This window comes from Corynebacterium sp. DNF00584 (genome assembly GCF_001552965.1).
GTDB lineage: Bacteria > Actinomycetota > Actinomycetes > Mycobacteriales > Mycobacteriaceae > Corynebacterium > Corynebacterium phoceense.
Map to the genome: position 1 here is coordinate 1 of NZ_KQ959771.1, position 26,292 is coordinate 26,292.

Annotated in this window: 30 protein-coding genes and 1 pseudogene; 15 read left to right on the plus strand and 16 right to left on the minus strand. The window is 62.3% G+C overall.

From position 1 onward, the window contains the following. Positions 1-381: 381 nt before the first annotated feature. From HMPREF0307_RS13610 to HMPREF0307_RS12080, 5 genes and pseudogenes are all read right to left on the minus strand, one after another. Positions 382-870 (minus strand): IS3 family transposase, encoded by a 489-nt coding sequence (locus HMPREF0307_RS13610; RefSeq protein WP_369799450.1) that lies wholly within the window; start codon positions 868-870, stop codon positions 382-384. A gap of 31 nt (positions 871-901) precedes the next feature. Then, the gene (locus HMPREF0307_RS13615) at positions 902-1,279 is read right to left on the minus strand and encodes an IS3 family transposase (protein WP_156435940.1); all 378 of its coding nucleotides are present in this window, start codon (positions 1,277-1,279) and stop codon (positions 902-904) included. Next, positions 1,276-1,639 (minus strand): annotated as a pseudogene (locus HMPREF0307_RS13620) (transposase). Before HMPREF0307_RS13620 ends, HMPREF0307_RS13615 begins: the two are co-directional and overlap by 4 nt. Before the next feature lie 254 nt (positions 1,640-1,893). Next, positions 1,894-2,088, minus strand: coding sequence for a hypothetical protein (locus HMPREF0307_RS12075; RefSeq protein ID WP_066493438.1), 195 nt, complete (start codon positions 2,086-2,088; stop codon positions 1,894-1,896). 382 nt (positions 2,089-2,470) lie between these two features. Further along, positions 2,471-3,514 carry a pseudouridine synthase gene (locus HMPREF0307_RS12080; RefSeq protein ID WP_082723345.1) on the minus strand — a complete coding sequence of 348 codons (1,044 nt, stop codon included), beginning with the start codon at positions 3,512-3,514 and terminating at the stop codon, positions 2,471-2,473. On the opposite strand from HMPREF0307_RS12080, the gene HMPREF0307_RS13215 reads away from it, so the two are divergent. The 4 genes from HMPREF0307_RS13215 to HMPREF0307_RS12095 all read left to right on the plus strand — a co-directional run bounded on the left by HMPREF0307_RS13215 (position 3,450) and on the right by HMPREF0307_RS12095 (position 5,706). After that, positions 3,450-3,593 carry a hypothetical protein gene (locus tag HMPREF0307_RS13215; protein ID WP_168162240.1) on the plus strand — a complete coding sequence of 48 codons (144 nt, stop codon included), beginning with the start codon at positions 3,450-3,452 and terminating at the stop codon, positions 3,591-3,593. The two genes, HMPREF0307_RS12080 and HMPREF0307_RS13215, sit on opposite strands and share 65 nt — an antisense overlap. 69 nt (positions 3,594-3,662) lie before the next feature. Next, on the plus strand, positions 3,663-4,559 hold the full coding sequence (locus HMPREF0307_RS12085) for a universal stress protein (protein ID WP_066493443.1): 897 nt from the start codon (positions 3,663-3,665) through the stop codon (positions 4,557-4,559). Positions 4,560-4,731: 172 nt separating this feature from the next. Next, positions 4,732-4,986, plus strand: a complete 255-nt coding sequence (locus HMPREF0307_RS12090; RefSeq protein ID WP_066493446.1) for a GlsB/YeaQ/YmgE family stress response membrane protein — start codon at positions 4,732-4,734, stop codon at positions 4,984-4,986. Between the two features lie 111 nt (positions 4,987-5,097). Then, positions 5,098-5,706 carry a TetR/AcrR family transcriptional regulator gene (locus HMPREF0307_RS12095; RefSeq protein ID WP_066493449.1) on the plus strand — a complete coding sequence of 203 codons (609 nt, stop codon included), beginning with the start codon at positions 5,098-5,100 and terminating at the stop codon, positions 5,704-5,706. Here HMPREF0307_RS12095 and yidC read toward each other — a convergent pair. After that, a complete protein-coding gene (gene yidC / locus HMPREF0307_RS12100; RefSeq protein ID WP_066493451.1) occupies positions 5,703-6,701 on the minus strand; it encodes a membrane protein insertase YidC in 999 nt (332 codons plus the stop codon). The two genes, HMPREF0307_RS12095 and yidC, sit on opposite strands and share 4 nt — an antisense overlap. 42 nt (positions 6,702-6,743) lie before the next feature. Here yidC and HMPREF0307_RS12105 point away from each other — a divergent pair, with 42 nt between their 5' ends. Beyond that, positions 6,744-7,481 (plus strand): class E sortase, encoded by a 738-nt coding sequence (locus tag HMPREF0307_RS12105; protein ID WP_066493453.1) that lies wholly within the window; start codon positions 6,744-6,746, stop codon positions 7,479-7,481. Further along, positions 7,482-7,634, plus strand: a complete 153-nt coding sequence (locus tag HMPREF0307_RS13220) for a hypothetical protein (RefSeq protein WP_168162241.1) — start codon at positions 7,482-7,484, stop codon at positions 7,632-7,634. Here the strand turns inward: HMPREF0307_RS13220 and HMPREF0307_RS12110 are convergent. Beyond that, the gene (locus HMPREF0307_RS12110; RefSeq protein ID WP_066493605.1) at positions 7,631-8,182 is read right to left on the minus strand and encodes a DUF2020 domain-containing protein; all 552 of its coding nucleotides are present in this window, start codon (positions 8,180-8,182) and stop codon (positions 7,631-7,633) included. The two genes, HMPREF0307_RS13220 and HMPREF0307_RS12110, sit on opposite strands and share 4 nt — an antisense overlap. On the opposite strand from HMPREF0307_RS12110, the gene HMPREF0307_RS12115 reads away from it, so the two are divergent. Continuing rightward, positions 8,181-9,332, plus strand: a complete 1,152-nt coding sequence (locus HMPREF0307_RS12115; protein WP_066493456.1) for a sensor histidine kinase — start codon at positions 8,181-8,183, stop codon at positions 9,330-9,332. The genes HMPREF0307_RS12110 and HMPREF0307_RS12115 overlap by 2 nt on opposite strands. Positions 9,333-9,372: 40 nt before the next feature. Further along, the gene (locus HMPREF0307_RS12120; protein ID WP_066493463.1) at positions 9,373-10,008 is read left to right on the plus strand and encodes a response regulator; all 636 of its coding nucleotides are present in this window, start codon (positions 9,373-9,375) and stop codon (positions 10,006-10,008) included. On the opposite strand, the gene HMPREF0307_RS12125 is transcribed toward HMPREF0307_RS12120, so the two are convergent. Together HMPREF0307_RS12125 and HMPREF0307_RS12130 are read right to left on the minus strand one after the other, a co-directional pair. Further along, a complete protein-coding gene (locus HMPREF0307_RS12125; protein ID WP_066493465.1) occupies positions 10,005-10,319 on the minus strand; it encodes a histone-like nucleoid-structuring protein Lsr2 in 315 nt (104 codons plus the stop codon). The genes HMPREF0307_RS12120 and HMPREF0307_RS12125 overlap by 4 nt on opposite strands. A gap of 236 nt (positions 10,320-10,555) precedes the next feature. Further along, a complete protein-coding gene (locus HMPREF0307_RS12130; RefSeq protein WP_066493467.1) occupies positions 10,556-11,185 on the minus strand; it encodes a DUF6474 family protein in 630 nt (209 codons plus the stop codon). A gap of 76 nt (positions 11,186-11,261) precedes the next feature. Here HMPREF0307_RS12130 and HMPREF0307_RS12135 point away from each other — a divergent pair, with 76 nt between their 5' ends. Beyond that, positions 11,262-12,716 (plus strand): TM0106 family RecB-like putative nuclease, encoded by a 1,455-nt coding sequence (locus HMPREF0307_RS12135; protein WP_231725186.1) that lies wholly within the window; start codon positions 11,262-11,264, stop codon positions 12,714-12,716. Here the strand turns inward: HMPREF0307_RS12135 and HMPREF0307_RS12140 are convergent. Together HMPREF0307_RS12140 and HMPREF0307_RS12145 are read right to left on the minus strand one after the other, a co-directional pair. Then, positions 12,711-13,988 (minus strand): copper oxidase, encoded by a 1,278-nt coding sequence (locus HMPREF0307_RS12140; protein ID WP_231725188.1) that lies wholly within the window; start codon positions 13,986-13,988, stop codon positions 12,711-12,713. The two genes, HMPREF0307_RS12135 and HMPREF0307_RS12140, sit on opposite strands and share 6 nt — an antisense overlap. A 10-nt stretch (positions 13,989-13,998) precedes the next feature. After that, positions 13,999-15,144 carry an MFS transporter gene (locus HMPREF0307_RS12145; RefSeq protein ID WP_066493476.1) on the minus strand — a complete coding sequence of 382 codons (1,146 nt, stop codon included), beginning with the start codon at positions 15,142-15,144 and terminating at the stop codon, positions 13,999-14,001. A gap of 70 nt (positions 15,145-15,214) precedes the next feature. Between HMPREF0307_RS12145 and HMPREF0307_RS12150 the strand changes: the two genes are divergently transcribed. After that, entirely contained in the window at positions 15,215-16,087 is an 873-nt protein-coding gene (locus HMPREF0307_RS12150) for a LysR family transcriptional regulator (protein ID WP_066493478.1), read from the plus strand. Between the two features lie 10 nt (positions 16,088-16,097). Here HMPREF0307_RS12150 and HMPREF0307_RS12155 read toward each other — a convergent pair whose 3' ends face one another. Further along, positions 16,098-16,700, minus strand: a complete 603-nt coding sequence (locus HMPREF0307_RS12155) for a superoxide dismutase (protein ID WP_066493482.1) — start codon at positions 16,698-16,700, stop codon at positions 16,098-16,100. Positions 16,701-16,844: 144 nt separating this feature from the next. On the opposite strand from HMPREF0307_RS12155, the gene msrA reads away from it, so the two are divergent. Next, positions 16,845-17,495, plus strand: coding sequence for a peptide-methionine (S)-S-oxide reductase MsrA (gene msrA / locus HMPREF0307_RS12160; protein WP_066493483.1), 651 nt, complete (start codon positions 16,845-16,847; stop codon positions 17,493-17,495). Here msrA and HMPREF0307_RS12165 read toward each other — a convergent pair. Beyond that, on the minus strand, positions 17,492-19,285 hold the full coding sequence (locus tag HMPREF0307_RS12165; protein WP_066493485.1) for an alpha/beta-hydrolase family protein: 1,794 nt from the start codon (positions 19,283-19,285) through the stop codon (positions 17,492-17,494). The two genes, msrA and HMPREF0307_RS12165, sit on opposite strands and share 4 nt — an antisense overlap. A gap of 130 nt (positions 19,286-19,415) precedes the next feature. On the opposite strand from HMPREF0307_RS12165, the gene HMPREF0307_RS12170 reads away from it, so the two are divergent. From HMPREF0307_RS12170 to HMPREF0307_RS12180, 3 genes are read left to right on the plus strand one after another with little or no spacing between them, the layout of a single operon-like run. Next, on the plus strand, positions 19,416-20,363 hold the full coding sequence (locus HMPREF0307_RS12170; RefSeq protein WP_066493493.1) for an L-lactate dehydrogenase: 948 nt from the start codon (positions 19,416-19,418) through the stop codon (positions 20,361-20,363). Continuing rightward, positions 20,363-21,067 (plus strand): glycerophosphodiester phosphodiesterase family protein, encoded by a 705-nt coding sequence (locus tag HMPREF0307_RS12175; RefSeq protein ID WP_066493495.1) that lies wholly within the window; start codon positions 20,363-20,365, stop codon positions 21,065-21,067. Before HMPREF0307_RS12170 ends, HMPREF0307_RS12175 begins: the two co-directional genes overlap by 1 nt. 23 nt (positions 21,068-21,090) lie before the next feature. Continuing rightward, positions 21,091-22,014: a DUF5926 family protein gene (locus HMPREF0307_RS12180; protein WP_066493497.1), complete on the plus strand. Its 924-nt coding sequence runs from the start codon at positions 21,091-21,093 to the stop codon at positions 22,012-22,014. 173 nt (positions 22,015-22,187) lie between these two features. On the opposite strand, the gene HMPREF0307_RS12185 is transcribed toward HMPREF0307_RS12180, so the two are convergent. The 3 genes from HMPREF0307_RS12185 to HMPREF0307_RS12195 form a co-directional block, all read right to left on the minus strand. Next, positions 22,188-23,426 (minus strand): LCP family protein, encoded by a 1,239-nt coding sequence (locus HMPREF0307_RS12185; protein ID WP_082723347.1) that lies wholly within the window; start codon positions 23,424-23,426, stop codon positions 22,188-22,190. Positions 23,427-23,536: 110 nt separating this feature from the next. After that, entirely contained in the window at positions 23,537-24,247 is a 711-nt protein-coding gene (locus tag HMPREF0307_RS12190; protein WP_066493499.1) for a CPBP family intramembrane glutamic endopeptidase, read from the minus strand. Further along, positions 24,244-25,380 carry an amidase family protein gene (locus HMPREF0307_RS12195; protein WP_066493501.1) on the minus strand — a complete coding sequence of 379 codons (1,137 nt, stop codon included), beginning with the start codon at positions 25,378-25,380 and terminating at the stop codon, positions 24,244-24,246. The genes HMPREF0307_RS12190 and HMPREF0307_RS12195 overlap by 4 nt, the downstream gene beginning before the upstream one ends. 19 nt (positions 25,381-25,399) lie before the next feature. Between HMPREF0307_RS12195 and pheA the strand changes: the two genes are divergently transcribed. After that, the gene (pheA, locus tag HMPREF0307_RS12200) at positions 25,400-26,290 is read left to right on the plus strand and encodes a prephenate dehydratase (RefSeq protein WP_066493503.1); all 891 of its coding nucleotides are present in this window, start codon (positions 25,400-25,402) and stop codon (positions 26,288-26,290) included. The last annotated feature ends 2 nt before the right edge of the window (positions 26,291-26,292 follow it).

Genomic DNA, 26,292 nt, shown 5'->3' on the forward strand with positions numbered 1-26,292 from the left:
CGCCGACATAAAAACAACAAACAACAACTACATATTTAAAGGCCGCTTGCCGGGAAGAACACGCTTCTTCCCGGCAAGCGGTCTTTTTGCGGTCTTGGCATACCGAAGGCAGAACGCGCCGACGGTCATGCCGAGCCTTTTGGCGGGCCGGCGACAGTCGGAGCCTGAAACGTAAATGAGGCATCGAATCTACCGCTTCGCGATTCTTCAACAGCTCATACATAATGGGGTGCTCGAATGCATCGGCCTCGCTACATCCCGAGTACAGGGCTATCGTTACGCAGAGGGGTCATCGGCACACGGAGGCACGCGAGCGCTACACGCCCACACGTTTTGTGAAGTGCCCCGAGTTTTGTTCCTAGGCATTTGCCTTGATCGTTATTATTTCCTGTGGCGGGGTCTGCTTCCAAAAATCGGTTTCCACCTCAACCGGGTTCGGTATCCCAAGCTTTGGTGGAGCCTTGTCTCGTTCCACCATGACACCCACTCGAACGTCGCGATTTCTACCTCGACAACATCATCCCACCTGCGAGTATGGATCAGCTCGTTCTTGTAGGAGCCGTTAACGTTTTCAGCCAGAGCATTGTCATAAGAATCCCCGACAGTTCCGGTGGAAGCGGCAATCCCGTGCTGGGCAAGGCGCTCGTTGTAGACCACGCTGACGTACTGCGAGCCGTGATCCGAATGGTGAATGAGACCTGTTGTTTCCTCAGCACACACGATCGCCTGATTAAGAGCTTGCAGCGGCAACGCTTCGGTGCGCATGGAGTCTGATAACGCCCACCCAACGATCCGTCGGGAGTAAACGTCGGTGACAAACGCGGCATACACAAAGCCTTTCTTCGTGCGCACATACGTAATGTCAGCCACCCACAGTTTGTTCGGGCCGGGGGCTTTGAACTCACGCTCGACCAAGTCTGGGCGCAGATCCGGCCTGTTGAGGTGTACGGGTTGTGATTGGTGATCTGCCTTTGCCTTTGCCAGAAACACCAGCTAGGCGCATCAGCCGGGCGGTTTGTTCACGACCGATGTCGATTCCGTCACGGTCAAGCGCATGCCACATTTTCCGCACCCCGTAAACACCGTAATTATCCTGATGAACAGCCCTAATGCGTTCAATCAGCACAGCATCGCGAAGGCGACGAGCACTTAATCCACGGGCCTTGGACTGGCGATAACCACGCGAGGTGATAAACCCACCAGCCCGGCTATTCTTCAACGTCTTACAAATGAACTCGATAGAGAAACGATTCCGGTGTTCATCGATGAATCGGATCATTTCCGACGTTTGGGGTCGAGTTCCGACGCGAAAAAAGCTGAGGCAGCCTTCAGCAGCTCATTAGTATCGCGTAGCTCTTGATTCTCACGGCGTAGTCTCGCGTTTTCGGCGGCCAAATCTTCAGGCACAGGTTCTGGAGTGTTTCCCGAACGGCGGGCCTGCTGGGTCCATTGACGAGCTGTGTGCCATGAAACCCCCAGCTTTGGGGCTACTGCCTGGCACGCGGCTTGCATCGACATATTTTCCGCCAAGATGCGGTCCTCAACGAGACGGACCACGCGGTCCTTCGCATCCTGGTCAAATTTCCTTGGCATGTTCCAGATTTTCCCATCTACTCAAACGGAACAAAACCTGGGGCACTTCAGCGATTCAAGGGGGCCTGTCGTTTGCTTGGTGGGACGCTCGCTACTTTGCGTTAGCGTCGAAAGGAAGGCATCCCATCTTTCCATCGGCTCGTACTGGAGGGGCCGAGTAGAACGGCGCGACTGCCTGCGCGCGGATACAGAAGCGTGCGGCACGCAGTTACGCATTTAGTTCGGAAACGGGACGTTGGGGTCGTGCCAATTCGTGATGGGATCGTTGACGAATACGGGGTCGAGGCGGGGCGGGCGCTGCTACTCGGGAAGGAAGCTGTAGGTATACAGCACGGGATTGTGGATGGTGAGCTCGTAGTTGACGCCGCGGTCCTCGGCTTGGGAGACGAGGTTGTTGACCTCGGCGCGATGGAAGAGGTGGACAGCGGCGAGCAGTGTAGCGGCGAGGAGGAGGACAGTGGCGGTGACAATCTTGAGCATTGTTGCGGTCTTCATGGCGTTCCTCCTCCTGGTGTTTACGGGCTTGAGGGTATCGGAGTGGAGTGCAGCGTGCAACGAGGCTTGATAGCAGACAGAGGATGCTAGCGAGGGTCGGGTGGCAACGGAGTTCCAACGAAGCGGGCCGCGAAAGTTCCTATGTTCGAATATTCACAGCAGTCACAGAGGTTAACTTGGGGGATCCGCAGGCAACTGACTTGGGGGCTCGCCATTATTGTGCGGATCGGGCATGGTGAGAATTGAAATGGGAAATTGTGTTGTTATAGCTACCCCATTCTTCGACCAGTGGTTTTCGCAGCATTTCTCATCGTGCGGAAAGCATGAAAAATCCCTCTCTGCGTGCACCGGAGAGGGATTGTGGGCGTGTAGGACGTCAATTTTAGAACGTAGTGCCTAATTGTGACGTGAATGTGCGTTGCTCGCCGCTCAGCGGGTCGGTGAAGGAGAGCGTGCGCGCAATGAGATGCATCGGGATGGTCATGTCTTCGGCGTCCTCGGGAAGCACGGTGGGATAGACCGGGTCGCCGAGGATGGGGTGGCCGGCGGCCCACATGTGGAGGCGGAGCTGGTGCGTCTTCCCGGTGGTGGGCTTGAGGACGTAGCGCGCGAGCGAGGGTTGCGGGCCGTGGATGGCTTCGAGGGCTGCCTGCTCCGAACTAGACAGGGGCATGACAGACTCGAGCGTGGTGATGGCGTTGGGTTCGCCTTCGACGAGCGTGCCTTGGATTTCGCCGGGGACCTTGTGGATGCGGGAGCGCCAGGTAATGGGGGCATCGGAAGGCTGGTAGGCGGCGACGGCCTCGTAAGTCTTGGAGACTTCCCGGTTGGCGAAGAGGGTTTGGTAGGCGCCGCGGACGGTGCGGTCCTTGGTGAAGAGAAGGACGCCGGCGGTAAGCCTGTCGAGGCGGTGGGCGGGGGAGAGTTCGGAAAGACCGGTCGAGCGGCGCAGGCGCACGGTGGCGGTCTCAGTGATGTGGCGCGCGCGGGGCATGGTGGCCATGAAGTGGGGCTTGTCGGCTACGAGGAGTTGGTCGTCTTCGTAGAGGATCGGAATGTCGTAGGGGACGGGTGTTTCCGGAGCGGGGGTGCGGTAGAAGTAGACGTCGGAGCCCTCAGTAAGGACGGAGTCCGGAGAAAGGACGGTGCCGTCGCGGAGAACCACCTCGCCAGCATCGAAGCGGGCGAGGACTGCGGCCTCGTTGTCTGAGGGGTGGCGGTGGCGCTGGGAGGATACGAGGTGCCAGACGAATGAGTAGGCGGTGAGCCCGGGTTCGGGAACGCGGGCGCGAGTGGCGTTGAGACCATCGCGGATGGGCAACGGGGTGAAGCCTTTGCGCATGTGTACTAATCTATTGGCCATGGATTTTAACGCCCTTCTCGAACCGATTGTCGCCTTCTTCTCCGATGGTATCGGTGCTGTCATCGCCCGGATCGGTGAGTTCTTCTATAACGTCTTCTTCCCGGCGAATGCGGAGGCCGCTCACACCACCCCCGAGATGTGATCTAGCTGGTAGCGTCCGGTCTTATGGGCGGTATACTAACGGTATAACCACTTCGAAAGGATGGATGTCATGGCCAAGGAAGACATTGTTGTCGTTGCAGTCGATGGCTCGGAGGCGTCAAAGAACGCTGTGCGGTGGGCCGCAAACACCGCGATGAAGCGCGGCATCCCGCTGCGTATTGCGTCGAGCTACACGGTTCCGCAGTTCCTCTACGCAGAGGGCATGGTTCCGCCCAAGGAACTCTTTGATGATCTGCAGGCGGAGACGCTGGAGAAGATCGAAGCTGCACGTGCCGTGGCTCATGAGGTTGCGCCGGACATCAAGATTGGCCACACCATCGCTGAGGGTTCGCCGATCGACATGCTGCTCGAGATGTCGCATGACGTCACCATGGTTGTCATGGGTTCCCGCGGCATGGGCGGCCTGTCCGGCATGGTTATGGGTTCGGTCTCCGCGTCGGTTGTCTCCCACGCGTCCTGCCCGGTCGTCGTCGTTCGCGAGGACAACCAGGTCACCGAGTCCACGAAGTACGGACCCGTTGTGGTCGGCGTCGATGGCTCCGAGGTCTCCCAGAAGGCTACGCACTACGCGTTCGCTGAGGCTGCGGCCCGCGGTGCTGAGCTTATCGCCGTCCACACATGGATGGATATGCAGGTGCAGGCGTCGCTTGCCGGCTTGTCTGCCGCGCAGGCCGAGTGGGCCGAGGTTGAGAAGGAACAGGGGGTGCTGCTCACTGAGCGCTTGGCCGAGTTCCAGGCCGAGTACCCGGATGTCCCGGTGAAGAAGGTTATCGCTCGTGACCGTCCGGTGCGCGCGCTTGCCGATGCCGCCGCGGGTGCCCAGTTGCTCGTTGTCGGCTCGCATGGTCGCGGCGGCTTCAAGGGCATGCTGCTGGGTTCCACCTCGCGCGCGCTGCTGCAGAACGCGCCGTGCCCGATGATGGTTGTCCGCCCGGATTCTGAGTGATAACCGTGTGCGTTAGTTTCTCGGAACATTTATAGAATGTTTCGATTAGCTAACGAATGAGTAAGCGTCCAATAACGATATTGGACGCTTTCTCGCTTTTTCTTGATTTTCTCGAGCAACGGGCGCACCATGGGAGATGGACCAAAAAGTTACTTAGAAAAGGAGCGCTCTCATGAGCTTCATTGGTTGGATTATCGTCGGTATTATCGCTGGTTGGATTGCAGAGAAGATCATGGGCCGCGACGACAGTCTCATTATGAACCTGATTATTGGTTTGGTGGGTGCTTTCGTGGGTGGCGGCATCCTCAAGCTGCTGGGTATCGGCGGCTCGAACGGTTGGATTCTCTCGATCGTTACCGCGGTTGTGGGTGCGGTTGTCTTCCTGTGGATCGTGGGTCTTATCCGCGGTCGCGGTGCGAAGAAGTAATATAATTCGCGCCGGACATACCGGTTTGTCTACAGTGTGTAGATGAACCGGTTTTCCAGTTTTTCACCCCCTGGCTGGAGCCACCTACCCGATACCCCGTGAAGGAGCACTGTGACAACCCCGAAGAAGTCCCGACGCAACCGGCCAAGTCCGCGTAGCCGCCTGCTCGAGTCGGCGACGAACCTCTTTAACACGGAGGGCATCCGTGTCATCGGCATCGACCGCATCCTGCGCGAGGCGGACGTGGCGAAGGCGTCGCTCTACTCGCTCTTTGGCAGCAAGGACGCGCTCGTCATCGCGTATATCGAGGCGCTTGACGAGCAGGCCCGCACCGTATGGACTGAGCGCACCCAGGATGCGACGACGGAGGAGAAGGTGCTTGCCTTCTTCGACATCGAGATCGAGGAGCAGCCGGGCAAGGAATTCCGTGGCTCGCACTTCCTCAATGCGGCGGGCGAGTATCCGCGCCCGGAAACGGACCTAGAGCGCGGCATTGTCGAGGCGTGTCACACGCACCGCGATTGGATGCACACGGTGCTCACGGACCTGCTCAGCGCGCGCAACGGCTATCCCTCGGGCGAGCAGGCGAACCAGATTCTTATCCTGCTCGACGGCGGTCTCGCGGGGGCGCGCCTGCGTCGCGACGTGGCACCGCTGCGGACTGCGCGCGAGATGGCGCAGCAGATGCTTGCTGAGCCGCCGGCGGATTACACGATTTAGCTCTCTTCACCGGACTTCTTAGCTTCGCGCTCCTCGCGTAGGAGCTGCGCGCGCAGCTCTGCGACGCGCTTGGCCTCGGCCTTGGCGGCCTTCTTCTGCGCGCGGCGCTCGGCGCGGGGGATTTTACGGGATGCCCTGTGGCGCTGCCAGGACTCGCGGCGGGCGGCATGGGCGGCATCGGAAAGCGGGTAGCGGCGGCGTAGCAGGGTCTCATTGACGAGGGTCTGGGTGAGCGTATAGAGGTTCGACGTGAACCAGTAGAGGATGACCGCCACGGGGACGGGGCCGTGAATGGCGGCATTCCACAGCAAGTAGGGGGTCAGCACTGCGAAGAACGCGAGCACGTACAGCATGCGGCGCGGCATGGTCTTGTCGAATTGGGTGGTGAGGAAACCGCGGTAGCAGGAGATGCACATGTTGATAAATGTGGCAGCGAGCGCGGCGAGCAGAAGCGGCATGATGAGGTGGCGGACCTCGCCGCCAGTGACGCCGTACTGCGTGGCCCAAGACTCGGGCATGGAGACATAGGCGGGTAGCGGAACGCCGGCGAGCGTGGTGCTGCGGAAATCTTCGACCTCATCCGCGGAGATGAGCCCGATGGCGCCCGTAAACGACGGGCGGGCCATGCGCAGGATGACCTGGTAGAGGCCGATGAAGACGGGCACCATGATGAAGGGAATGAGGCAGCCGGCCACGGGGCGGTAGTGGTAGCGCTCGTGGACTTCCTTGACCTTTGCCTTGTGTGCCGCGATGTCCGCTGTCGTCGTGGCCTGGGCGAGCTCCGCATTGAGCGCGGCGAGCTCAGGGCGCATGAGTGCGGAGCGGCGGCCGGAGCGGATGGCGGACCAGTTAAGCGGCCAGATGAGGGAGCGCACCGTGAGCACGAGGAGCGGAATCGATACGAGCCATGCGGTCTGATCGCCGAGGAAGCTGTGGAGAATGAGGTGCCAGAGCTTCATGATGGCAGAGACCGGGTAGACGAAGATATCAATCACGCGGGTTCGGGCCTTTCTCTGAAGGGCAGTACAGTGTTGAGCATGAAGAAGTCGCTCATGAGCGTCACCCACGTTGTGGGCGAGCTGTTGCTTACCGCTGGGGTCCTTCTCTTGCTCTTCGCATTCTATGAGTCCTACTGGACGAATATTGAATCAGGCAAGCTGCAGGATCAGGCGTCTGAGAAACTCGATGAGGAATGGGTCAACCCGCGCGGGCAGCTCCACCCGGAGCTGGGCGAGGCTTTCGCCCGCATGTATATCCCTACGTTCGGCTCGGATTACCAGTTTGCGATAGTCGAGGGCACGAACGACGAGGACCTTCTCGCTGGCCCTGGGCGCTATACGGACAGCCAGATGCCTGGGGAACTCGGAAATTTCGCCGTTGCCGGCCACCGCGTGGGCAAGGGTGCCCCGTTCAATGATCTGGGCAACCTGCAGACGTGCGACGCGATTGTGGTTGAGACGCAGTCCGAGTGGATTACCTACCGCGTGCTGCCGATTGATGGTGAGCCCGCGGACTGCCTCACGCCCGAACAACAGGGGAAGCTCACGGGCGAGTATGCGAACGTGCTGGGCCGCTCCATTACGCTTCCGAGCGACGTGGGAACCATCGCGCCGGTGCCTGGGACGGACAACGCGGAGGCATCGGAAGGCTTGATCACCTTGACGACCTGCCACCCGCAGTTCTCGAACGCAGAGCGCATGATCATCCACGCAATGGAGACGGACCATCAGCCGAAGGTCGCGGGCGAGCGCCCAGCCGTATTGGAGGAAAGCTAAATGTACAGAGCCATATGGAACCTGCTGCCGGGGCCGCGCTGGGTGAAAGCGACTTTCTCGCTCGCCCTGCTCGTCGCCGTATTCTTTCTGCTCATGGACGTCGTGTTTCCATGGGTGTCGGAGATGATGCCGTATAACGACGTAGCGGTTTAGAGCCCGAGGTTTTTAATTGCTTCCTTGGCGATGAGTTCGGCCTTGACAGTCTGTGCTTGGTTCGTCCACACGAGGACGGCCTCGTTGTCCTTCTGGACGGCGTAGACGGAGAGATCCTCGTTGAGGACGCCACGGCCGCCTTGCCAGCCGCCCTCATCCACAGGCTCCGTCTGGTCGATGGGGGCGGCCCAATCCACGGCGGCGCGGGCGCGCTCTACGGTGCCGAGGTCGCGCACCATGACGGTCGCCTGGGGCGCTTCGGGGTAGGACCAGAAGACGCAGGCGGGCGTGCCAAAGCGGGTATCGAGACCCTGCTTGGTCATGCGCTGGCCGTTGGTCTCCGCGACCCATTGGGGGTCGAGGTACGGGCATTCCTGATCCCACGCGTTGACGATGGCGGGGGAATCCACGGGAAAACCGTCGACCGCCGCGTTATCCGTGAGCGGGTCGGCGGCGACGGCACTCGATTCGGCGGGTTCGGGAGTGTCCTGCGCAGAGCAGCCAGCGAGGAGGGCGGCACACACGAGGGGCAGTAGGATATGGCGCATGGACACCAGCTTAACGACAGAATCTGATGCACTGCGCAATGGCGTGCATATCCTCACCACCACGCTGCTGGTCGTGGCCATCTTTACGGTGGTGTCCATGCCTATGAGTTCGGCGGTGTCCACGCTCATGTTGTTGTCGACCTTCGCCATTATCTACTTCGGTGGTTGGAATTTCCTCGAGCGCTGGACGCTGGGGCCTAAGATTTTGTGGCTCGTGGTGCTCACCGTGACGTGGTTCGCGGCGATGCTCATCGCGCCAGCGGCGATGTACCTGCTGTTCTCGCTTATGTTCCTCTACCTCTTCGTCGTGGACGATTGGCGCGGCATTCTCATGGTGGGTTTTGCAACGGCGCTGTCGATTGGCGTGCAGATTCCGAACGGCATCACCTTCGGCGGCGCGATGGGCCCGCTGGTCTCCGCGGTGGTCGTCGTCGCCATCTACTACGCGTTTAACGCACTCGCCGAGATGACACGGGAGCTCAAAGAAACGCAGGCTCAGCTCGCGGAGTCCGAGCGCAATGCGGGTGTCATTGCCGAGCGTCAGCGCATCGCTCACGAGATTCATGACACGCTGGCGCAGGGGCTCTCCTCTATCCAAATGCTCCTCCATGCGGCGGATCGTGATCTCGACACGCACAACGAGGATAAGGCGCGCGAGCGGATTGCGCTCGCGCGTACCACCGCGTCTGACAACCTCCATGAGGCGCGTGCAATGATCGCTGCTCTTCAGCCGACGGCGCTTGCGGAGACCTCGCTCGCTGGCGCCTTGGAGCGCATGACGGCGAATTTCGCGGCGACGGCCGGGATTGACATCGACGTTGACGTGGAAGGCGACGCGGCCCAGCTACCCATGAAGATTGAGGCGGCGCTCCTGCGCATCGCGCAGGGCGCTGTGGGCAACGTGGTGAAGCACTCGGGCGCGACGAAGGCGCGCGTGACCGTCACGTACGACGAGAACGAGGTGCGTGTGGACATCGTGGACAACGGGCGGGGCTTCGACCCTGCGGCCGTGGAGGCGCGCCCGGCCGGACTCGGACACATTGGTCTGTCTGCTATGCATCGCCGGGCAGAAGAGCTGGGCGGGACCGTCACCCTCGAGTCCACGCCGGGCTCTGGGGCGGCGGTATCTGTTAGCGTGCCCTTAGTATAGAATGACGGTGTTCAAAAGTTTGATATAAGGAGCGTTCGTTGTGATTAGGGTCCTGCTGGCAGACGACCATGAAATCGTGCGCCTCGGTCTCCGCGCCATCCTGGAAGGCGCAGAGGACATCGAGGTCGTGGGTGAGGTCGCGACGGCAGAGGCCGCCATCGACGCCGCCGCGCGCGGCGGGATCGACGTCATCCTCATGGACCTGCGCTTCGGCGCGGGCATCGAAGGCACCCGCGTCATGGGCGGCGCCGAGGCCACCCGGGCCATTCGCCAGGGCGACAACCCGCCCAAGATCCTCGTCGTGACCAACTACGACACGGACGCGGATATCCTCGGCGCCATCGAGTCGGGTGCTGTGGGCTACTTGCTCAAGGATGCGCCGCCGGCGGAGCTCCTCGCGGCGGTGCGCTCCGCGGCGGACGGCGACTCGGCGCTCTCGCCCGTTGTCGCTGACCGTCTCATGACGCGCGTGCGCACTCCGCGTACCTCGCTGACGCCGCGTGAGCTCGAGGTCCTGCAGCTGGTCGCCGCAGGTGCGTCGAACCGCCAGATTGGCCAGGACCTCATGCTCTCTGAGGCGACGGTGAAGTCCCACCTCGTGCATATTTATGACAAGCTGGGCGTGCGTTCGCGCACCTCGGCCGTGGCTGCGGCGCGCGAGCAAGGCGTGCTTTAAGCGTTGGCCTCGTTGTAGGCCTCAATGATCACGTTAGGGATCTTGCCGCGGTGGGCGACCGGGATGCCCCGGGTGCGGGCCCAATCGCGGATGACGCTGGGGCTCACACGGCGTGCGTCGGGCTCGGGTGCGATGTGCGCAGCACTCACAAACGGATCGAGGGCAGCGCGGAATTTCGCCGCGTTGGCAGGGGAAAGATCCAGCAAGTACGTCGTTCCGTCGACGGAAAAACGGATGACTTCCACTTCGCTTTCGGACAGCGGGGTGTGGTCCAGGTCGTCATAGAACTGTGTGACTTCGCGACGTGACATGGGAAAAGCCCTTTGAATACTATTGTGGGGGTTTCGACTATGCAATGACAGGTGACTTTGTCCCGCAAAACAGTGCTCCGTCTTTCTCATGGTGACAGAACATGGGACTAATTCGATCATAAAATCGGTCGCGTCAACAAAAGCGTTACGCAATTGAAGAAGAAATTCCTCAAATTAATAAAACAACCCGGAATCACCATAAAGGTGCATTCCGGGTTAATCGAAATCGAAGGAAATTACAGGCGTTCCTGGATTTCCTGAGTAACTCCGTCAATATCGGCCGAAATGGATTCATGTGCGCGGCGACGTTGCTGGTCCGTCATGTATTCGGCGTTGTCGACCGCCTTGTCGAGCTCGTCGAGACGCTCGCGGACGTCGCGCTGGAAGCCCGCCGGAAGGCCCGAGCCCGGCAGCGAGTTGCGCACGCCAGCGATGCGCGCCTTGAGCGGAGCGCCGTGGCCCGACAGAGACGCGAGCTGGTCCACGGAGACGCCGGCCCGCTTGGCCTTGCGCTGCTCTAGGGCCTCGCGGCCGGACATAATGCCACGGTAGATAAGCGGCAGCAGCAGCGGGGCGGCGGCGCGGAGGGCGCCGGCGTAGCGGTTGACGGTCTTGGCGTTGAAGCGGCCTTCTTTAATCTTCTGCAGCTCCTGCTTGGCGCGCTTCTGCTCGTGCTTGCGCTTGCGCTTGAGACCCTTTTCCTCGGCCTTAATGAGGTGCTTTTCCTGCTTGGCTAGCAGCTTTTGCTGACGTTCGCGTGCCTTGCGGGCGTCCTTGACCTCGGCCAGAGCGCGGGTCTTTGCTGCCTTAATCTCGGCCTTCGCCTCGTTGCGACGCTTGCGGAGGGTCTTCATGATGCTGGCCATGGGAATCAGTTCCTTGTGCTTCGTTGATGTTTGTGCGTTTATCGTCTTCCAACTTTACCCGTTAGGCTTGGAAGGCGTGAGGAACTACAGCGTCGGTCCCGTAGAGGCCAGCGATCTCGTGGGCTGCCGCTACCGGCTCGTGCAGCGGGAGCGCTACCCCGATGTTCCCTCCACCCATGCAAGCCTCGCCCGTGCAGAGCGTGCCGATGCCGCCCGTGCTGCGGTCCATTCCCTCCTTTCGTCGAGCTCTAAAAATTTCCGGCGGGTCGACCTTGGAGGCGACGACTTCGCACGTGAGATGGCGACCCTCGAGGCGATGGCCGCGGGAGTCCATCTCATTACGAATGCCCGCTTTCGCTATGGCGGCTGGTACGTCGAACTCGACGGGCTGGTGCGTGACGGCGAGGCCTACCTGCCCATCATCGTGAGTAACCACCGTGTGGCGAAGAAGAACCCGCACGCGACGCTCCCCGGCGTGCCGACGCACAGGCTGGGACTTTCGGCGCCGCTCGACCTGCCCTATAAGCTGCGCCATCACCCGGTGGACGGCTACCGTCTCGCACTGGGCGCGTGGGGCTTACAGGAATCCGACCTTGACTCCGGCCGGGGCGTCGTCATCGGCCAGGACCGAGAGACCGCGTTCGTCGTCGAGACCGGTGATTACTTTGAGGCGACCGAGCGTGCTCTCGCGACGCTGGAGGACCTGCCCGACTCCCCGCGCCGTGTCAAAGAGTGCGCCAGCTGCCGGTTCTGGGAGTTCTGCCGCCCGGAGCTCGAGCGCATGGACGATATTTCGCTCTTCCTGCCTGGGGATCGCGGTCGCAAGTACAGGGAGCGTGGAATCCACACGGTGCACGGCCTCATCGAGGCGAACCTCGGCGAGCCCAGTCGTCTCGCGGAGGCGTGGGAACGCGGGATCCCGCTTCTCAAGCGCCCTACCTTTGCCCCGCCGCGCCGGGCCGACGTGGAGGTCGACATCGACATGGAGGCCTACCTCGACCAGGGCGCGTACCTCTGGGGTGTGTGGCACGACGGTGCGTACCACCCGTTCGTCACGTGGCAGCCGCTGGGCGGCGCCTCAGAAGGTGAGAATTTCCACGAGTTCTGGACCTGGCTGACCGAACTGCGCAGCGCCACGCATGCGCGCGGCGAGACCTTCGCCGCCTACTGCTACTCGGCGCATGGGGAAAACCATTGGCTGCGGTCATCGGCAGAGCGCTTCGGAATTGCACAGAATGAGATCGAAGAATTCATTACTTCCGAGGACTGGGTCGACCTCTTCCTTGACGTCAAACGCAGCTTCGCTGGCCCGCATGGCCTCAGCTTAAAAACCGTCGCTCCCGTTGCTGGCCATGCGTGGGCAGAAGACGACTTTGATGGCGAAGCGTCTGTCAACGCACGCCGTGCCGCCGTTGCAGGCGACGAGAGCGCCCGTGCGCGCCTTCTGGAGTACAACTGCGGCGACGTCCAGGCGACGTACCGTATTCGCGAGTGGATGAGTGCTGGGGCGCCGGGCATCGGCGATTTATAGCTGGAACAGGACCCAGACGAGCGCGAGGATGGCGACGCCGATTGTGATTTCCATAAAGCGCGGCTCGGGCTCGGCTGCGGGTGCCTCTTTCTCCTTCTTCAGCACCGCCTTCTGTGCCTTGACCGCGCGGATCATGAAGATGGGGAAGACCGCCAGCGAGCCTAGACACAACAGCGACATGACGACGTTCTGGTAGGAATTCGTGCCGGAAATCCACAAGAGCAGGCCGCCGTTGATAAATGTCCAGCGGAGTAAGCCATACCTGTACATCTCTATTAAGCCCGCGCGCGTCGCGCCGGGGCCGCCGCCCATGGTCGAGGGCAGAAGGTAGCTCATCATGCCGATGAGTAGCTGCGCCGCAAAACCGACGAGGAGGGCAATGGTGGGAACCTTCGGCTGCATCTGCAGCATGAGCTCCACCGCGTAGTAGGCGAGCGTGAGCACGAGCCAGGTGACGGCGGCAATGGAGGACGCTGACGCGTACGTGAACTGCTTGAGGTTGACGTTGCCCAGCCACTGCTGCCAGGCGAGGACCCAGCCGATCACATACACAACGAAACCGAATTCTGGAAAACCAACGAGCGCGCCGATAATCGTGACGAGGACGCCCGCGCCCAGAATCCACAGCGTGGGCGTCATGTACTTCGAGATGCCCTGAGAGCGCCACACGGTGGGCAGGAGGATGGTGAGGCTGGCTGCGGCCGCAAGCCCGACGAAGCCGCCGATATTCGCCGCGATGTGTGCAATGAGCAGCCGCGGATTGCCCGGATCGAGCGCAAGCCAGCCGCCAAAGAACGCGCCGACGGGCAAGCAGAATGCGGATGCCGCATACGCGCCGACGATGGGCCGAAAGCGTTTCCCGGACGCACCCTTCCACTGGCCGAGGATTTCTACGCCGTGCCACGCCATGAGTACTGCGATGATGGCGGCGCCGGTAATAGTCGCGTAGGGAATCGCAAAGACCTGGCCCACCATGACGATGATGGCGCCGATATTGAGCCCGTAGATCCGATACAGCTGGCGGGGACGGGCGGCATCGGCAAGCTTGTGCTGCACGAATTTCTCGGTGAGGTGTTGGGACCACACGAGGATGGAGTTGGTGAGAATGCCCAGGGTAAAGACGTGGACGAGGAGCCATCCGTAGTTGGGGATGGCGAAGTGGGTAAGTCCAATGAGGATGAAGATCATCATCCACACAGACACCGGCCGCGCAGCGCGGCGATGCCACACGCGCGGGGAAAACTTTTCCTCGACCGTCTTTTGGTTGTTCATTCTTACGACTTTAGTCGGATAAATTTGCTGCGATCAAGGTGGGAAGGAGTGAGAGCACCGCCAACACCACCGCGTAGGCGACCCAGGGGATAACGGAAAACGCCCACCCCGTCGCCGCGCCGATGATCGAGGAGCCCAAGTAATAACAAAAGACGTACATGCTCGAGGCCTCGGCGCGGTCCTGCGTGGCACGGGCTCCCACCCAGCCGGAGGCCGTGGAATGCGCCGCGAAGAAACCGGCGGTAAACAACAACAGGCCGACGAAGAGCACCGGCAATGGCCCCGCGGCGAGCAGGGAACCCACGACCATGAGCGCGGAAGATCCGGTGAGCGTCGCCCTCCGTCCGAATCGGTTGATGAACCCTCCTGCGCGCGCGGATGACCACGTGCCGGAGAGGTACAGCAGGAAGACGAAGCCTGCGATGACGGGCGGAATCCCAAAGTGCTCGATGAGGCGGAAGCCGATGAAGTTGTACAGAGATACGAAGGTGCCCATGGCGAGGAATGCGACGGCGTAGAGCGCCGCCAAATGACCATCACGCCAGTGCTGGAAGAGGGCGGAGAGCTCCGAACGTAGGTGAATTTCTTTTGGGGTAAATCGTTGCTGCGGAGGGAGTAAGAACGCCGCGACGAGTGCGAAGACCAACGTCACGGCTGCGCCCGTCCACAGCGCGCCGCGCCAGGTGAAGACCTCGGTGGCGAACGTAGGAACGAGGCGGCCGATGAGCCCACCGATGGAATTGCCTGCGATATAGATGCCCATGGCGCGCGGGAGGGCCCTCGGTTCGAGTTCTTCTGCCAGCCACGCCATGGCCGTGGCGGGCGCACCGGACATCACTGCGCCTTGGAGGCCGCGCAGGACAATCACCGCCCATCCCGTCGTCGCGAACGGAACGAGCACGCCGATGAGCGCGGCACCAATGGCGGAGGCGAGAAGCACGCGACCGCGGCCGAATCTTTCCGAAAGGATGGACGCCGGAATGACAAAAAGCGCGAGCCCACCCGTTGCGGCGGACACGGTGAGCGCCGCCGCGCCCGAGCTCATGTCCGTCTCCTCGACGAGGACCGGCAGGATGGCCTGCGTGGAGTAGAGTCCAGAAAAAATAGCCAGGCCGATGAGCAGCATGGCGAGCGTCGCGCGGCGGGAACGAGTCATTCTTCTAGCCTGCCTCACCTGCGTTCATGTGTAAAATGTTTGAAACTCTAGTTTTCAATGCGAGGTGTGCATGAATTTCGAGGATCTGCGTGGAATCGTCGCCGTCGCGGAGCATGGTCACGTGGGCGCCGCCGCGGATGCCCTCGGCATGTCCCAGTCAGCGCTCACGCGCCGCATCCAACGAATCGAGCGCGAGCTCGGCGCCACGCTCTTCGATCGCGCCGGAAGAGCCCTTCACCTCAACGACCGTGGGAAGTCCTTCGTCCCGCGTGCGAAGGGCATGCTTGCCGATGCTGCCGCGGCCCGCGCCGAGGTCGCTCGCCTCATGGACCCGGAGCGCGGCACTGTCCGGCTCGACTTCATGCATTCGCTCGGAACGTGGCTGGTGCCGGACCTGCTGGGAAAATATCGTGCGGCCCACCCCAACGTCGACTTTGTACTCCATCAGGGCGCTGCCCGCGAGCTTGTGGATCGCGTGCAGCAAGGCGAATCCGACATCGCTCTCGTGGGCCCGAAACCGGAGGGTTTGCCCTGGCACCGGCTCGAGATGCAGCGCCTTGGCCTTGCCCTGCCTCCCGGGCATCCGAAGTCGGATGCAACCTTTGTCCGCCTCGCCGACTTCGCGGAGGAGCCCTTCATCGGCATGCTGCCCGGCTACGGTACGCGCATGCTTCTTGACGGCCTGGCTGCCGGCGCTGGTTTCACGCCGCATCTCGTCTTCGAGTCGATGGAGCTTACGACCGTTGCGGGTCTGGTTGCGGCGGGACTGGGTGGCGCGCTCATTCCGGTGGATGACCCGTACCTGCGGGTGGGCTCCGTGGTCCCGCTCGATCCGCCCGCGTACCGCGAGCTGGGCTTTACGTGGCGGCCCGGTTCGCCGGCGGCGGATCAATTCCGGAGTTTCATTGAAAAACGCGAAAAGCCCGCGCAAGGCGGGCTCTAGGCTCTAAAAATTACTTCTTAGCAGCAGCGTAACGCTCTGCAACGTCGTCCCAGTTGAAGACGTTCCAGACAGCCTTGACGTAATCAGCCTTAACGTTCTTGTACTGCAGGTAGAAGGCGTGCTCCCACATGTCGAGCATAAGCAGCGGGGTCAGGTTGATGGAGGTGTTACCAGCCTGGTCGGTGAGCTGCTGGATAGCGAGGCGACCAGCGATGTGGTCGTAACCCAGGACGGCCCAGCCGGAGCCCTGCAGGCTCAGCGCAGCGCCGGAGAAGGCCTTCTTAAAGCCCTCGAGGGAACCAAATGCCTCGTTGATGGCCTCAGCCAGCTCGCCGGTCGGCTCGCCGCCACCGTTCGGGGAGAGGTTCTTCCAGAAGATGGAGTGGTTGGTGTGGCCACCCAGGTTGAAAGCAAGGTTCTTGTAGAGAGCGCGCAGGCGGTCACCGTTGCCCTCGCCCTCAGCCTCGGCTTTGATGGCTTCGGTTGCAGCGTTAGCGCCAGCCACGTAGTTAGCGTGGTGCTTGGTGTGGTGCAGCTCCATGATCTCTGCGGAGATGTGCGGCTCGAGAGCGTCGTACGCGTAGTCGAGTTCCGGAAGTTCGTAAACAGCCATTGTTGTTTCCTTTCTTTGGGTACAGTGCACGATGATAGGCCCACTGTAAGAAATTTGCCACCATTAATTGGCAAATGTGGGGAGGCGGGAATAATACGCCCAGCTCCGCGCGCTGACTTGTAAGACGAAAGAAAAGGAGCCGCCATGTTTTTGTTCAAGCCTGAACCGAAGATTGTCGCGAAAACCGACGCCACGCCGGGTCGAGATACCCCGGTGCTCGCGGATCCGCAGCCGCACACCGTGCTCGGCACGCCGACTACGGGCCCGTGGAAAGACGGTCAGCGTTCCCTCCTTGTGGCGTTGGGTTGTTTCTGGGGCGCGGAGAAGATGTTCTGGGAGCTCCCCGGCGTCGAGTCCACCTCGGTCGGCTACGCCGGTGGCACGACACCCAACCCCACTTACTTCGAGGTCTGCCAGGGGATGACCAACCACGCGGAGACCGTCCAGGTGGTCTATGACCCGGACAAGGTCTCGCTCAAGGACCTCGTCGTAACCGCGCTCGAGGCGCACGACCCCACGCAGGGCTTCCGCCAGGGCAACGACGTGGGCACGCAGTACCGTTCCGCGTTCTATCCGGAAACCGAAGAGGAACGCCAGGAAATCCAGGAGATCGTCGACGCGTATGAGCCCAAGCTCGCCGAGGCTGGCTTTGGTCCAATTACCACCGAGGTCCGTCTGCTCTCCGAGACCGACTCGGGCGCGTACTACCTGGCCGAGGATGACCACCAGCAGTACCTCGCCAAGAATCCGAACGGTTACTGTCCGCATCACAGCACTGGCGTGAAGTGCGGCTAGCCGCGGGGCTGCGTTTTCACAATGAACTTCCGCATCCGGTCGGCCTTCGCCGCGTCGAGCGGGACACGGGCCTGCGAGCCTAGGACGGCGTCCCAGTACCAGAAGGTTTCTTCAAAGTAGTTGTGGCCGTGGCCGCCGGGCACGTTGAGTGAGTTCACCTGGTCGAGCGCAATCTGCCACCAGGTGATAAACGGCGCCCATTGCAGCCGCCGGAAGGCATCCGCGTGGAGCGTGGGCGGGACTTGTTCACGCAGCCAGTCCGGCCGACGCCACGCGAGCTGCTGGTCCCACCACACGATGGCATCGGAAGCATGCTGCGCGACCACGACCCGGGGGCGCTGCCAGGCGCGGGGATACGGCGCCCCGAAGGCATCGGCAGCAAGATGCGCGGGATTGGATACGTAGCGGACATGGCGCCCGCCGTCGATGAGTGGAAGCCGCTCCAGCGAGCCGCGGTCACGGGATGCGGCGAGCCTGCGGAAGAACCCTGTCATCCGCGGTGGGCCCGTGAACATCGCGCCATCGCATGCGGTGAGCAAATGCTCCAATTCCTCGAAGTTCTCGACCAAGGCGAAGGCACCGAGAGACTCACCCGCGAGGTAGAGACGTGGGCGATCGTCCTCCGGCAGAGATGCCATGCGAGCATGCACCATGTCGAGGAGGACGCGGGCGGCCGCGACGGGCGCGTCTCGATCGACGAGGAAAGCGAAGACGGAGGGCAGATACGAGTACTGGAGCGTGACTGTCGCGCAGTCGCCGCGGGTCAAAAATTCATACGCGCTCGTGGAGTAATTGTTGACCCAGCCAGAGCCAGCGGGCATGTGCACGACGATGGTGTCACGGCGGAACGCGCCGGTGCGCTCCATTTCCGCGATGACCTGCCGGGCGGAGCCCAGAAAGTCGCGGCCGGGGACGAGCCCGGCGACGATGCGGATGGGCTCGTGCGCGTGGTCGTAGCCCATGATGTCTTGGATGTCGCGGGCGCGTGGGCCGCGGGTGACGAAGCGACGGCCTTGCGCGCCGATGGCGGTCCAGGGCTCGTGTGACCAGGGGCTGCCGGAGCGCTCAGGTTCCCAGGGCATCATCGAGTCGGGGAAGATGAGCCGGTTGAGGCGCTCAGCGCGCACGGAGGCGGTCCGGATGAAGCGACGCCACACGACGCGGTCGCTTAAGGCGATGACGCTGGCGCCGAGGACGCCCGCCGCGAGGGGCCAGGCGACCCAGCGTGGGAGAAACCTTTGCGCACGGCGGCTGAGCTTTGTTGTCGCTGCTTGTGCCGCTTCGCCGAGGATGAGGAGGACGCCGTAACCGAGCGTGCCGAGGGCGACGCCGGCGGCAGCTTGGCGCGGGCCGCGCTCGTTTTCTTTGCCCACGAGCTGGGCTTGCGCTTCCTGGTTGCGGATAGAACGGATGCCGACGAGGACTGTTCCCGCCCCGAGCACTGCGTGGAGAGTGCGATACGGAATGCGGTCCTGTGGGCGCACGTCGTAGACGCGGAATGCCCGTTTGAGTCCGAATGCGAGCGCGGAGGCGCTCAAGTGACCCATGCCTTGGCCTAGCGCCACGTTGGCTGCCGTCACCCACCAGGGACGGGGGAGAAGCGACGGCGACACGGCGGCCCATGTGGCGACCTCGGCGCCCGCAGTGCCTGCCGCCATGTTCTGTGGTAAACGTCTCCTCCCGGTCATGCGTACACCAGGGGTAAGATCGCTCAACACTTCGAGGCCAAAAATGGCGGCAGACAGGCCTTTTGCGAGAACGCGTAGTGCGAAGCGATGCATGGAAACCATTGAACCAGGGAATTCGGCACTGTGCAGACCCTGTCCGAACGGGCATATGTGATGTGAGATCGGACATCCGACTGTGTGAGATCGGGCGCACAACGCGACAAGTCAGACATTTTCGTGCACAATCGGGGTCATGACGAATTTTGTGGGAAACAAGGTTGTATTGATTGGTGCAGGCGATGTCGGAATCGCCTACGCGTATGCATTGGTGAACCAGGGCACTGTCGACCACCTGGCCATCATTGACATCGATGAGAAGAAGCTCGAAGGCAACGTGATGGACCTCAACCACGGTGTGGTTTGGGCTCCGTCCCGTACCCGCGTCACGGTCGGTACCTACGAAGACTGCAAGGACGCCTCCATGGTCGTCATCTGCGCCGGCGCCGCTCAGAAGCCGGGCGAGACCCGCCTGCAGCTCGTGGACAAGAACGTCAACATCATGAACTCCATCGTGGGCGACGTCATGAAGAACGGCTTCGACGGCATCTTCCTCGTGGCATCCAACCCGGTCGACCTGCTCACCTACGCGGTCTGGAAGGCTTCCGGCCTGCCGCACGAGCGCGTCATCGGCTCCGGTACGGTTCTCGACTCCGCACGCTACCGCTACATGCTCTCCGAGATGGAGAATGTCGCACCGACCTCCGTCCACGCGTACATCATCGGCGAGCACGGCGACTCCGAGCTGCCGGTCGTCTCCTCCGCCAACATCGCTGGCGTTCACATGTCCCGCCGTTCTGAGGAGGACCCGGACTACAACCAGCGCATCGAGAAGATATTCGAGCAGACCCGTGACGCGGCCTACCATATCATCGACGCCAAGGGCTCCACGTCCTACGGCATCGGCATGGCCCTGGCCCGCATCACCCGCGCTGTCATCCAGAACCAGGGCGTGGCCCTCCCGGTCTCGACTTACCTGCAGGGTGAGTACGGCGCCGAGGACGTGTACATGGGTACCCCGGCCATTGTGGACCGCTCCGGTGTCAGCCGTGCCATCGAGCTGCAGCTCGACGAGCACGAGCAGGAGCGCTTCAACAAGTCCTTCAATACGCTGAATGACATTAAGAAGGAAATCTTCGGCTAGTGCACATCGTTGCCCATAGGGGATACTCCGGAAAATATCCGGAGCTATCCCCTTCCGCTTTTGCTAAGGCGCTTGAGCTGCCCATCCATGGCGTCGAGTGCGACGTTCACCTCACGCGTGACGGATATCTGGTCGTCAACCATGACTCGACGCTCGATCGCACCTCGGACCGGACGGGCACGATCGAAAAGATGGACTGGGCGGACGTCCGCAAGGCCGACATTGGCGGCGGCGAGCACCCGCTGTTGCTCGACGAGTTGCTCGAGATGGTCGCTCCCACAGGCCATCACCTCTACGTCGAGACCAAGCACCCGAGCCCCTTTGGTGATCGGGTCGAGGAGGAGACTGTGGCGCGTCTTCGTCACGCAGGGCTTTCCGATGACCCCCGCATCCACCTCATTTCCTTCTCTCACCGTGCTATTCGCACGATGTCGCACCTTAATCCCTATATGGACCGGTTTTATCTGCGCCGCGACTGGGAGCGCCACCTCAACCGCCCGGACGTCCTCCTGTCCAAGCCCACCGGCCTGGGCATGTCACTCCTGCGCGCGAAAATGCAGCCGAGCGCCATCGGTGCCTACGGCCTGCCCACGTACCTGTGGACGGTCGACCGTCCGGATGATATGCGGTGGGCGTGGGCGAATGGAGTAGATATTCTGGCCACAAATCAGCCAGAAGTGGCCCTGCACACCCTGCAGTATTAATACGCCCGGTAGACTTGGGCGCTATGGCCAAGAAGAACAAGAAAAACAAAGAACAGCTGCCTGAGGGCATGTCCCGCCGTCAGGCTAAGCTTGCTGCCCGTGCCGCTGAGCGCGCGGCCCTTGAGAAGGACCCACGTCCCTACGCCGGCCTTGCTGCCGAGTCCCAGCTGGTCGCTCTGCAGGAATTCGTTCCTTCCGCTATTGCCAAGCTGACCTTGAAGGATGTCGACCGTGACGTCTACGTGGCGACGGTGCTGCCGGGGGCATCGGCAGCCCTTATCCGCGACGAGCAGTCCGGCGGCCAGGCCTTCGTGGGCCTGCAGGTGAAGACCCACTCCCACAACCCGGGCCGCGACCTTGCGTACGCGCTCAACTGGGTGAAGAACCACGGCGAGGGCGAGACCCTCGAGTCCACCGTTGCAGATGGCACCGAGCCGAAGATCACTGAGCTGCTGGACAACGACGCCATCCTCGACGTCGAGGTCTACCAGGACTTCGAGTGGTGGCTGCCGGAGGGTGCTCAGGTCACCCCGCAGATCGCGCAGTCCATGCAGATGGCCAACGACTCTGTCATTGAGTCCCACCAGGTCGGCGAGGGCATCGTCGGCACTGCTTTCTGGGCCAACGCTGGCGGCGGCAAGGCGCACATCCGCTGGGTCCGTCCGAACGATGACGAGGCCGCCCTGCTCAATGGCCTGGCACGCATTGCTGCCCGCGGTGACCTCAACCTCGGCGAGGGCACCAAGTTCGCTGGCGTCTTCCGCACCCATGGTCTCATCGCCCCCGTGTTCGATCTCGATCCCGAGGTCGCCTACGACTCCTACGAGGAGAAGCTCAAGGCTGTCGATGCCGCGATTACCGCCGAGCTTGACAACGACGCCGAGCTCACCGCAGACGAGCGTAAGCAGCTCCAGAACATTAAGTCCCGCCAGGTTACCTTGCGTTAGACGTTCCTTTTGCTCAGGCCAGAGCCCCCTCAGCGAGGCTCTGGCCTTTGCTTTCTTCTTAGGACCGTTGCGATGTCTGAATCCGCTGTCCTTACCGATACTCCTGCCGCGTTCCAGACACCCGACACCCCGGACACCGACCAGGAGGACAACACCCCGCCCCATTCTCAAAGCTAGGACTTCATCGACTCCCACAGAGCTGCCGTCTGTTCGTCATCCCAGAGCACGACGTTGCCGGAGGCTGTATCGGCGAAGCCGGATACAGGGATGGTCTCGGTTTCGACGCCATCCGCCATGGCGAGGGCTACGCGTGCCAGGTGCCATACGTGATCCTTCTTGCCCACGACGAACGAGTCAGCCGTGTGGTTGATGAGCGAAATCGTCCGGAAAGGATTGATGAGCGTTGTCGGGGCCGTGACCTTGTCGAGCAGTGCGGCGAAGAACTCACGCTGGCGCTGGACACGGTCAAGGTCGCCCATGGCTGTTGCACGCGTGCGCACATAGCCTAAGGCATCGCGGCCCTGTAGATTCTGGCAGCCCGGCTGCAGATCGATGCCAGCCAGCGGATCGTTGATGGCTTCCTGGACGCAGATGTCTACGCCGCCCACGGAATTGACGACGTTGGCCAGTCCACCCATGCCGACTTCCGCATAGTGGTCGATGTGGAGCCCCGACCATTCTTCGACGGTCTGTGCCAGCAGCGGCGCACCGCCGTAGGAGAAAGCCGCATTGATCTTGTCCATGCCGAATCCCGGGACGTTGACCCAGCTATCGCGCGGCAACGATACGAGCTTCGCCTTACCCGACTTCGGGATGTGCAGAAGCATGATCGTGTCAGTGCGGCTCGATCCCACGTCGCCACCGGTGCCAAGCTCAATTTGCTCTTCCTCGGTAAGGCCTACGCGGGAGTCGGACCCGACCAGCAGCCAGTTGGTGCCCGGTGTGTTCGAGACCTGTGAATCTGGCATGGCTTCAATGCGCGTGAGCTTCGAATCGCTCCACAGCGCAATCGCCAGCGTAAATACCACAATCGCGACAAGCGCTGCGCCGAGGCAGCCGATGCCCCGTCGCACCGGGTTGACTTGCTTGCCATGGCGGTGCGGGCGCACGGCTGGCTGCGCCGACCGGGACGAGTAGTTGCGCGGCACCGGCTGGCGTGCCTGCTGCCGAGGCGTGCGTTGTGGCGCAGGCTGGGGCGCGGGCTGGTGGGCTCGGTGTTCGCGCTGCCAGTCCTGCACGGAGAACTGCGGGGTCCGCTCCGCGCGGGGTGCAGGCTTCGCGATGGAACGGCGGAGGACGGGACGGCCGTAGCGATCGGTGATGGGCTTGCCGTCGGCGCCGAGCACGTAATTGCTCAGGTCGTCGCCAACACGCCGGTTTTCCCGGTGGGGGTCGCGTCCTGTGTCAGTCATGCGAACAGGATACCGCGCGCCTCCTCGGGAACGGGACTAGCGCAGACGCAGGGTATCGCCACACATGCCAGAGCCGGTCTTATCGGTGTAGATGTGGTCGGGGTTTAGCGCTAGATTCTCAGGAAGTCGAGGCTGGGCAGGAAGGCGTAGCCTACGAAGGCGACAGCATCGATAAGGAAATGCGCGATGATAAGTGGCCATACCTTGCCGGTTTTGTGGAAGTAGTAGCCGAAAATGAGACCCATGGCGAGATTGCCGAAGCCTGCCGATACCCCCTGATAGAGGTGGTAGGAGCCGCGCAGCACCGCCGAGGCAGCGATCGCTGCCCACGGCGAAATCCGCAGTTGCCGCAATCGTGAGATAAACCAGAAGACGACGACGGTCTCCTCGGCAAAGGCGTTGGCGGCAGACCACACGAGGAGCGTGGGGACCTCGACCCACGGATTATTAAAATCCGTAGGGACAACTTCTTTGGTCCACCCGAAGTGGAGGGCGGTGATATAGAGCGCGAGCCCTGGGACGCCGATAAGAAGGGCGAGGGCGGGGGAGGAGGCGGCATCGGAAAGCTGGGGCCGGGGGAGTGAGCGTTGAAGGAGGAAGAGGGCGAGCGCGCCCCAGGCGAAGAGGACCCCGGCGGAACATAGCTGGAGAGCGATGTCGAGCCACGCCAGGTCCGATTGGGAAGCGTTGAGGGTGACGGACTGTTCGGACAACGGCGCTGGGTTAAGGAGGCCATCGACGAGTCGGAGCAGCGAGCGGAGCCCGGACATGCCGAAGGTGACCGCAAGGACGATGAGGATCTCGGAGCGGACGCGGTTCATGGGTGGAGCACCGTGGCCAGGCCGAGAAGCTCGGGCTCGGAAAGGGTAATCGCGCCGAGCTGGAGGCCGACGGGCTGGTGATTATCGAGGGCCCACGGGACGGAGATTGCGGGGAGATGCGCAACATTGAAAAGAGAACCCCACGGCGACCAGCGAGTTTGTTCCTCGAAGTTCTTCTCGTGGGGCAATGCGCGGAAGGTGCCGTGGCGTGGTGGGTCGAACGCGAGCATGGGGGAGACAATCGCGTCGACGCGCCATTGGAGGGTGAGGATCTCCTGTAATGCCGTCCCATGCTTCTTCGCCAGGGCGAGCTGTTTGGGGGAGACCCGGCGCCCGAGCGCACGGATCCAGTCCACGTAGCCTTCGGCCTCGTCGAGGTTCGCCAGATGCGAGGTGAAGATGTGGCGGAAGGACTCGAAAGTGGTGTTTGCCTGCGGATATTTTCCGATGTGGACGACGTCGAAGCCGCGGGCGCGCAGTCGCTTTTCTGCTTCGCGGACCGCCTCGAGCATGACGGGATCGACGCGGGTGTCGATGAAGAGCGGCTCGGTGAGCACTCCAATCCGCGCGCGGGGGACAAGCGGGTGAATGTCGTGGAGGAAGGCGGCATCGGCAACGGTGCGGGTGATGAAGCCGTCGACCGCGAGTGAGTCCCCACCCGGTTTAAATCCGACCACTCCGCAGGCTGCCGCGGGAACGCGAATAGAGCCGCCGCCATCGCCGGCGTGGGCGGCACGGAGCAGGCCCCGTGCCACCTGGACCGCCGCACCGCCGGAGGAGCCGCCCGGGGGGCGGCCAGGCCAGAGAGGGTTATCCGGATGTGGCAGCCCGATGGGCTCCGTGTCGACCATGAGTCCGAGCTCGGGTGCAGCGGACTTGCCGATAATGACAGCGCCTTCGGACTCCAGCTGCGCAAGGAAGGGATCCGTCGCAGTGGCGGTGTACGCCCGATCGATATGTCCCAGCGTCGTGCGCATACCCTTGACGTCCGCCAGATCCTTTGCGGAGAGCACCCAGCCGTCGAGGCGACCGGACGCTGTGGGGCTCCGATCCAGATCGAGGTAGGTAAAGCCATGTTCTTCGGGGGTAAGGCCCTGAAGGTCCTGGCGTAACTGTCCAAGGGAAAAATCCATAGGTGTTAGGGTAATCGCTATGCATACGACAGTCGCGTATTTGGGCCCTGCCGGGACGTTTACGGAAGCCGCCCTCCTGCAGTTTGATCTGGGGGAGGTGACGGGGCTTCCGGTTAGTTCCCCTTCCGAAGCGCTGGGAGCGGTGCGCTCTGGTGCTGCCCAGTACGCCGTCGTCGCGATCGAGAACTCCGTGGATGGCGCCGTCACGGCGACCTTTGACGCGCTCGTCGAGTCTGATGAGCGAGTCCAGGTCTTCGGAGAGGTCGATCTTCCCGTCGAGTTCGCCATTATGGTGCGCCCGGGGTCGCGGGATCGAGCGAAGTTTGCGACGCATCCGGTCGCGTACCAGCAGGTGCGGAGCTGGATCGCGCAGGAGCTTCCCGATGCCGCCTTTACCCCGGCGTCCTCCAACGCCGCGGCCGCGGAGATGGTCGCGCAGGGTGAGGCCGACGTCGCTGCAGCACCGGCGCGCGCGGCGGAGATTTATGGACTGGAGATCATTGAATCGGGCGTGGCCGACGTGCGCGGCGCGACGACGCGGTTTCTTCTTGTTGGTGCGCCCGCGGCTCCGCCTTCCCCGACCGGTTCCGACCGCACGTCTGTCGTCTTTACGCTTCCCAACCAACCAGGCTCGTTGGTGGGCGCGCTCGAGGAGTTTGCGATTCGCGGCGTGGATCTCACGCGCATCGAGTCCCGTCCCACCCGACGAGAGTTCGGCACGTACCGCTTCTACGCGGATCTTGTGGGGCATATCGAGGACGAACCCGTCGCTGAGGCCTTGCGTGCCCTGTGGCTGCGGACGGAGGAGCTCGTCTTCGTCGGCTCGTGGCCCGCGGCGCAGGAGCTGGACTCGAGCCGTCGTCTCGCGGCCGCAGACGAATGGGTAGCGCGGGCGCGCCGGGGCCAATAAAC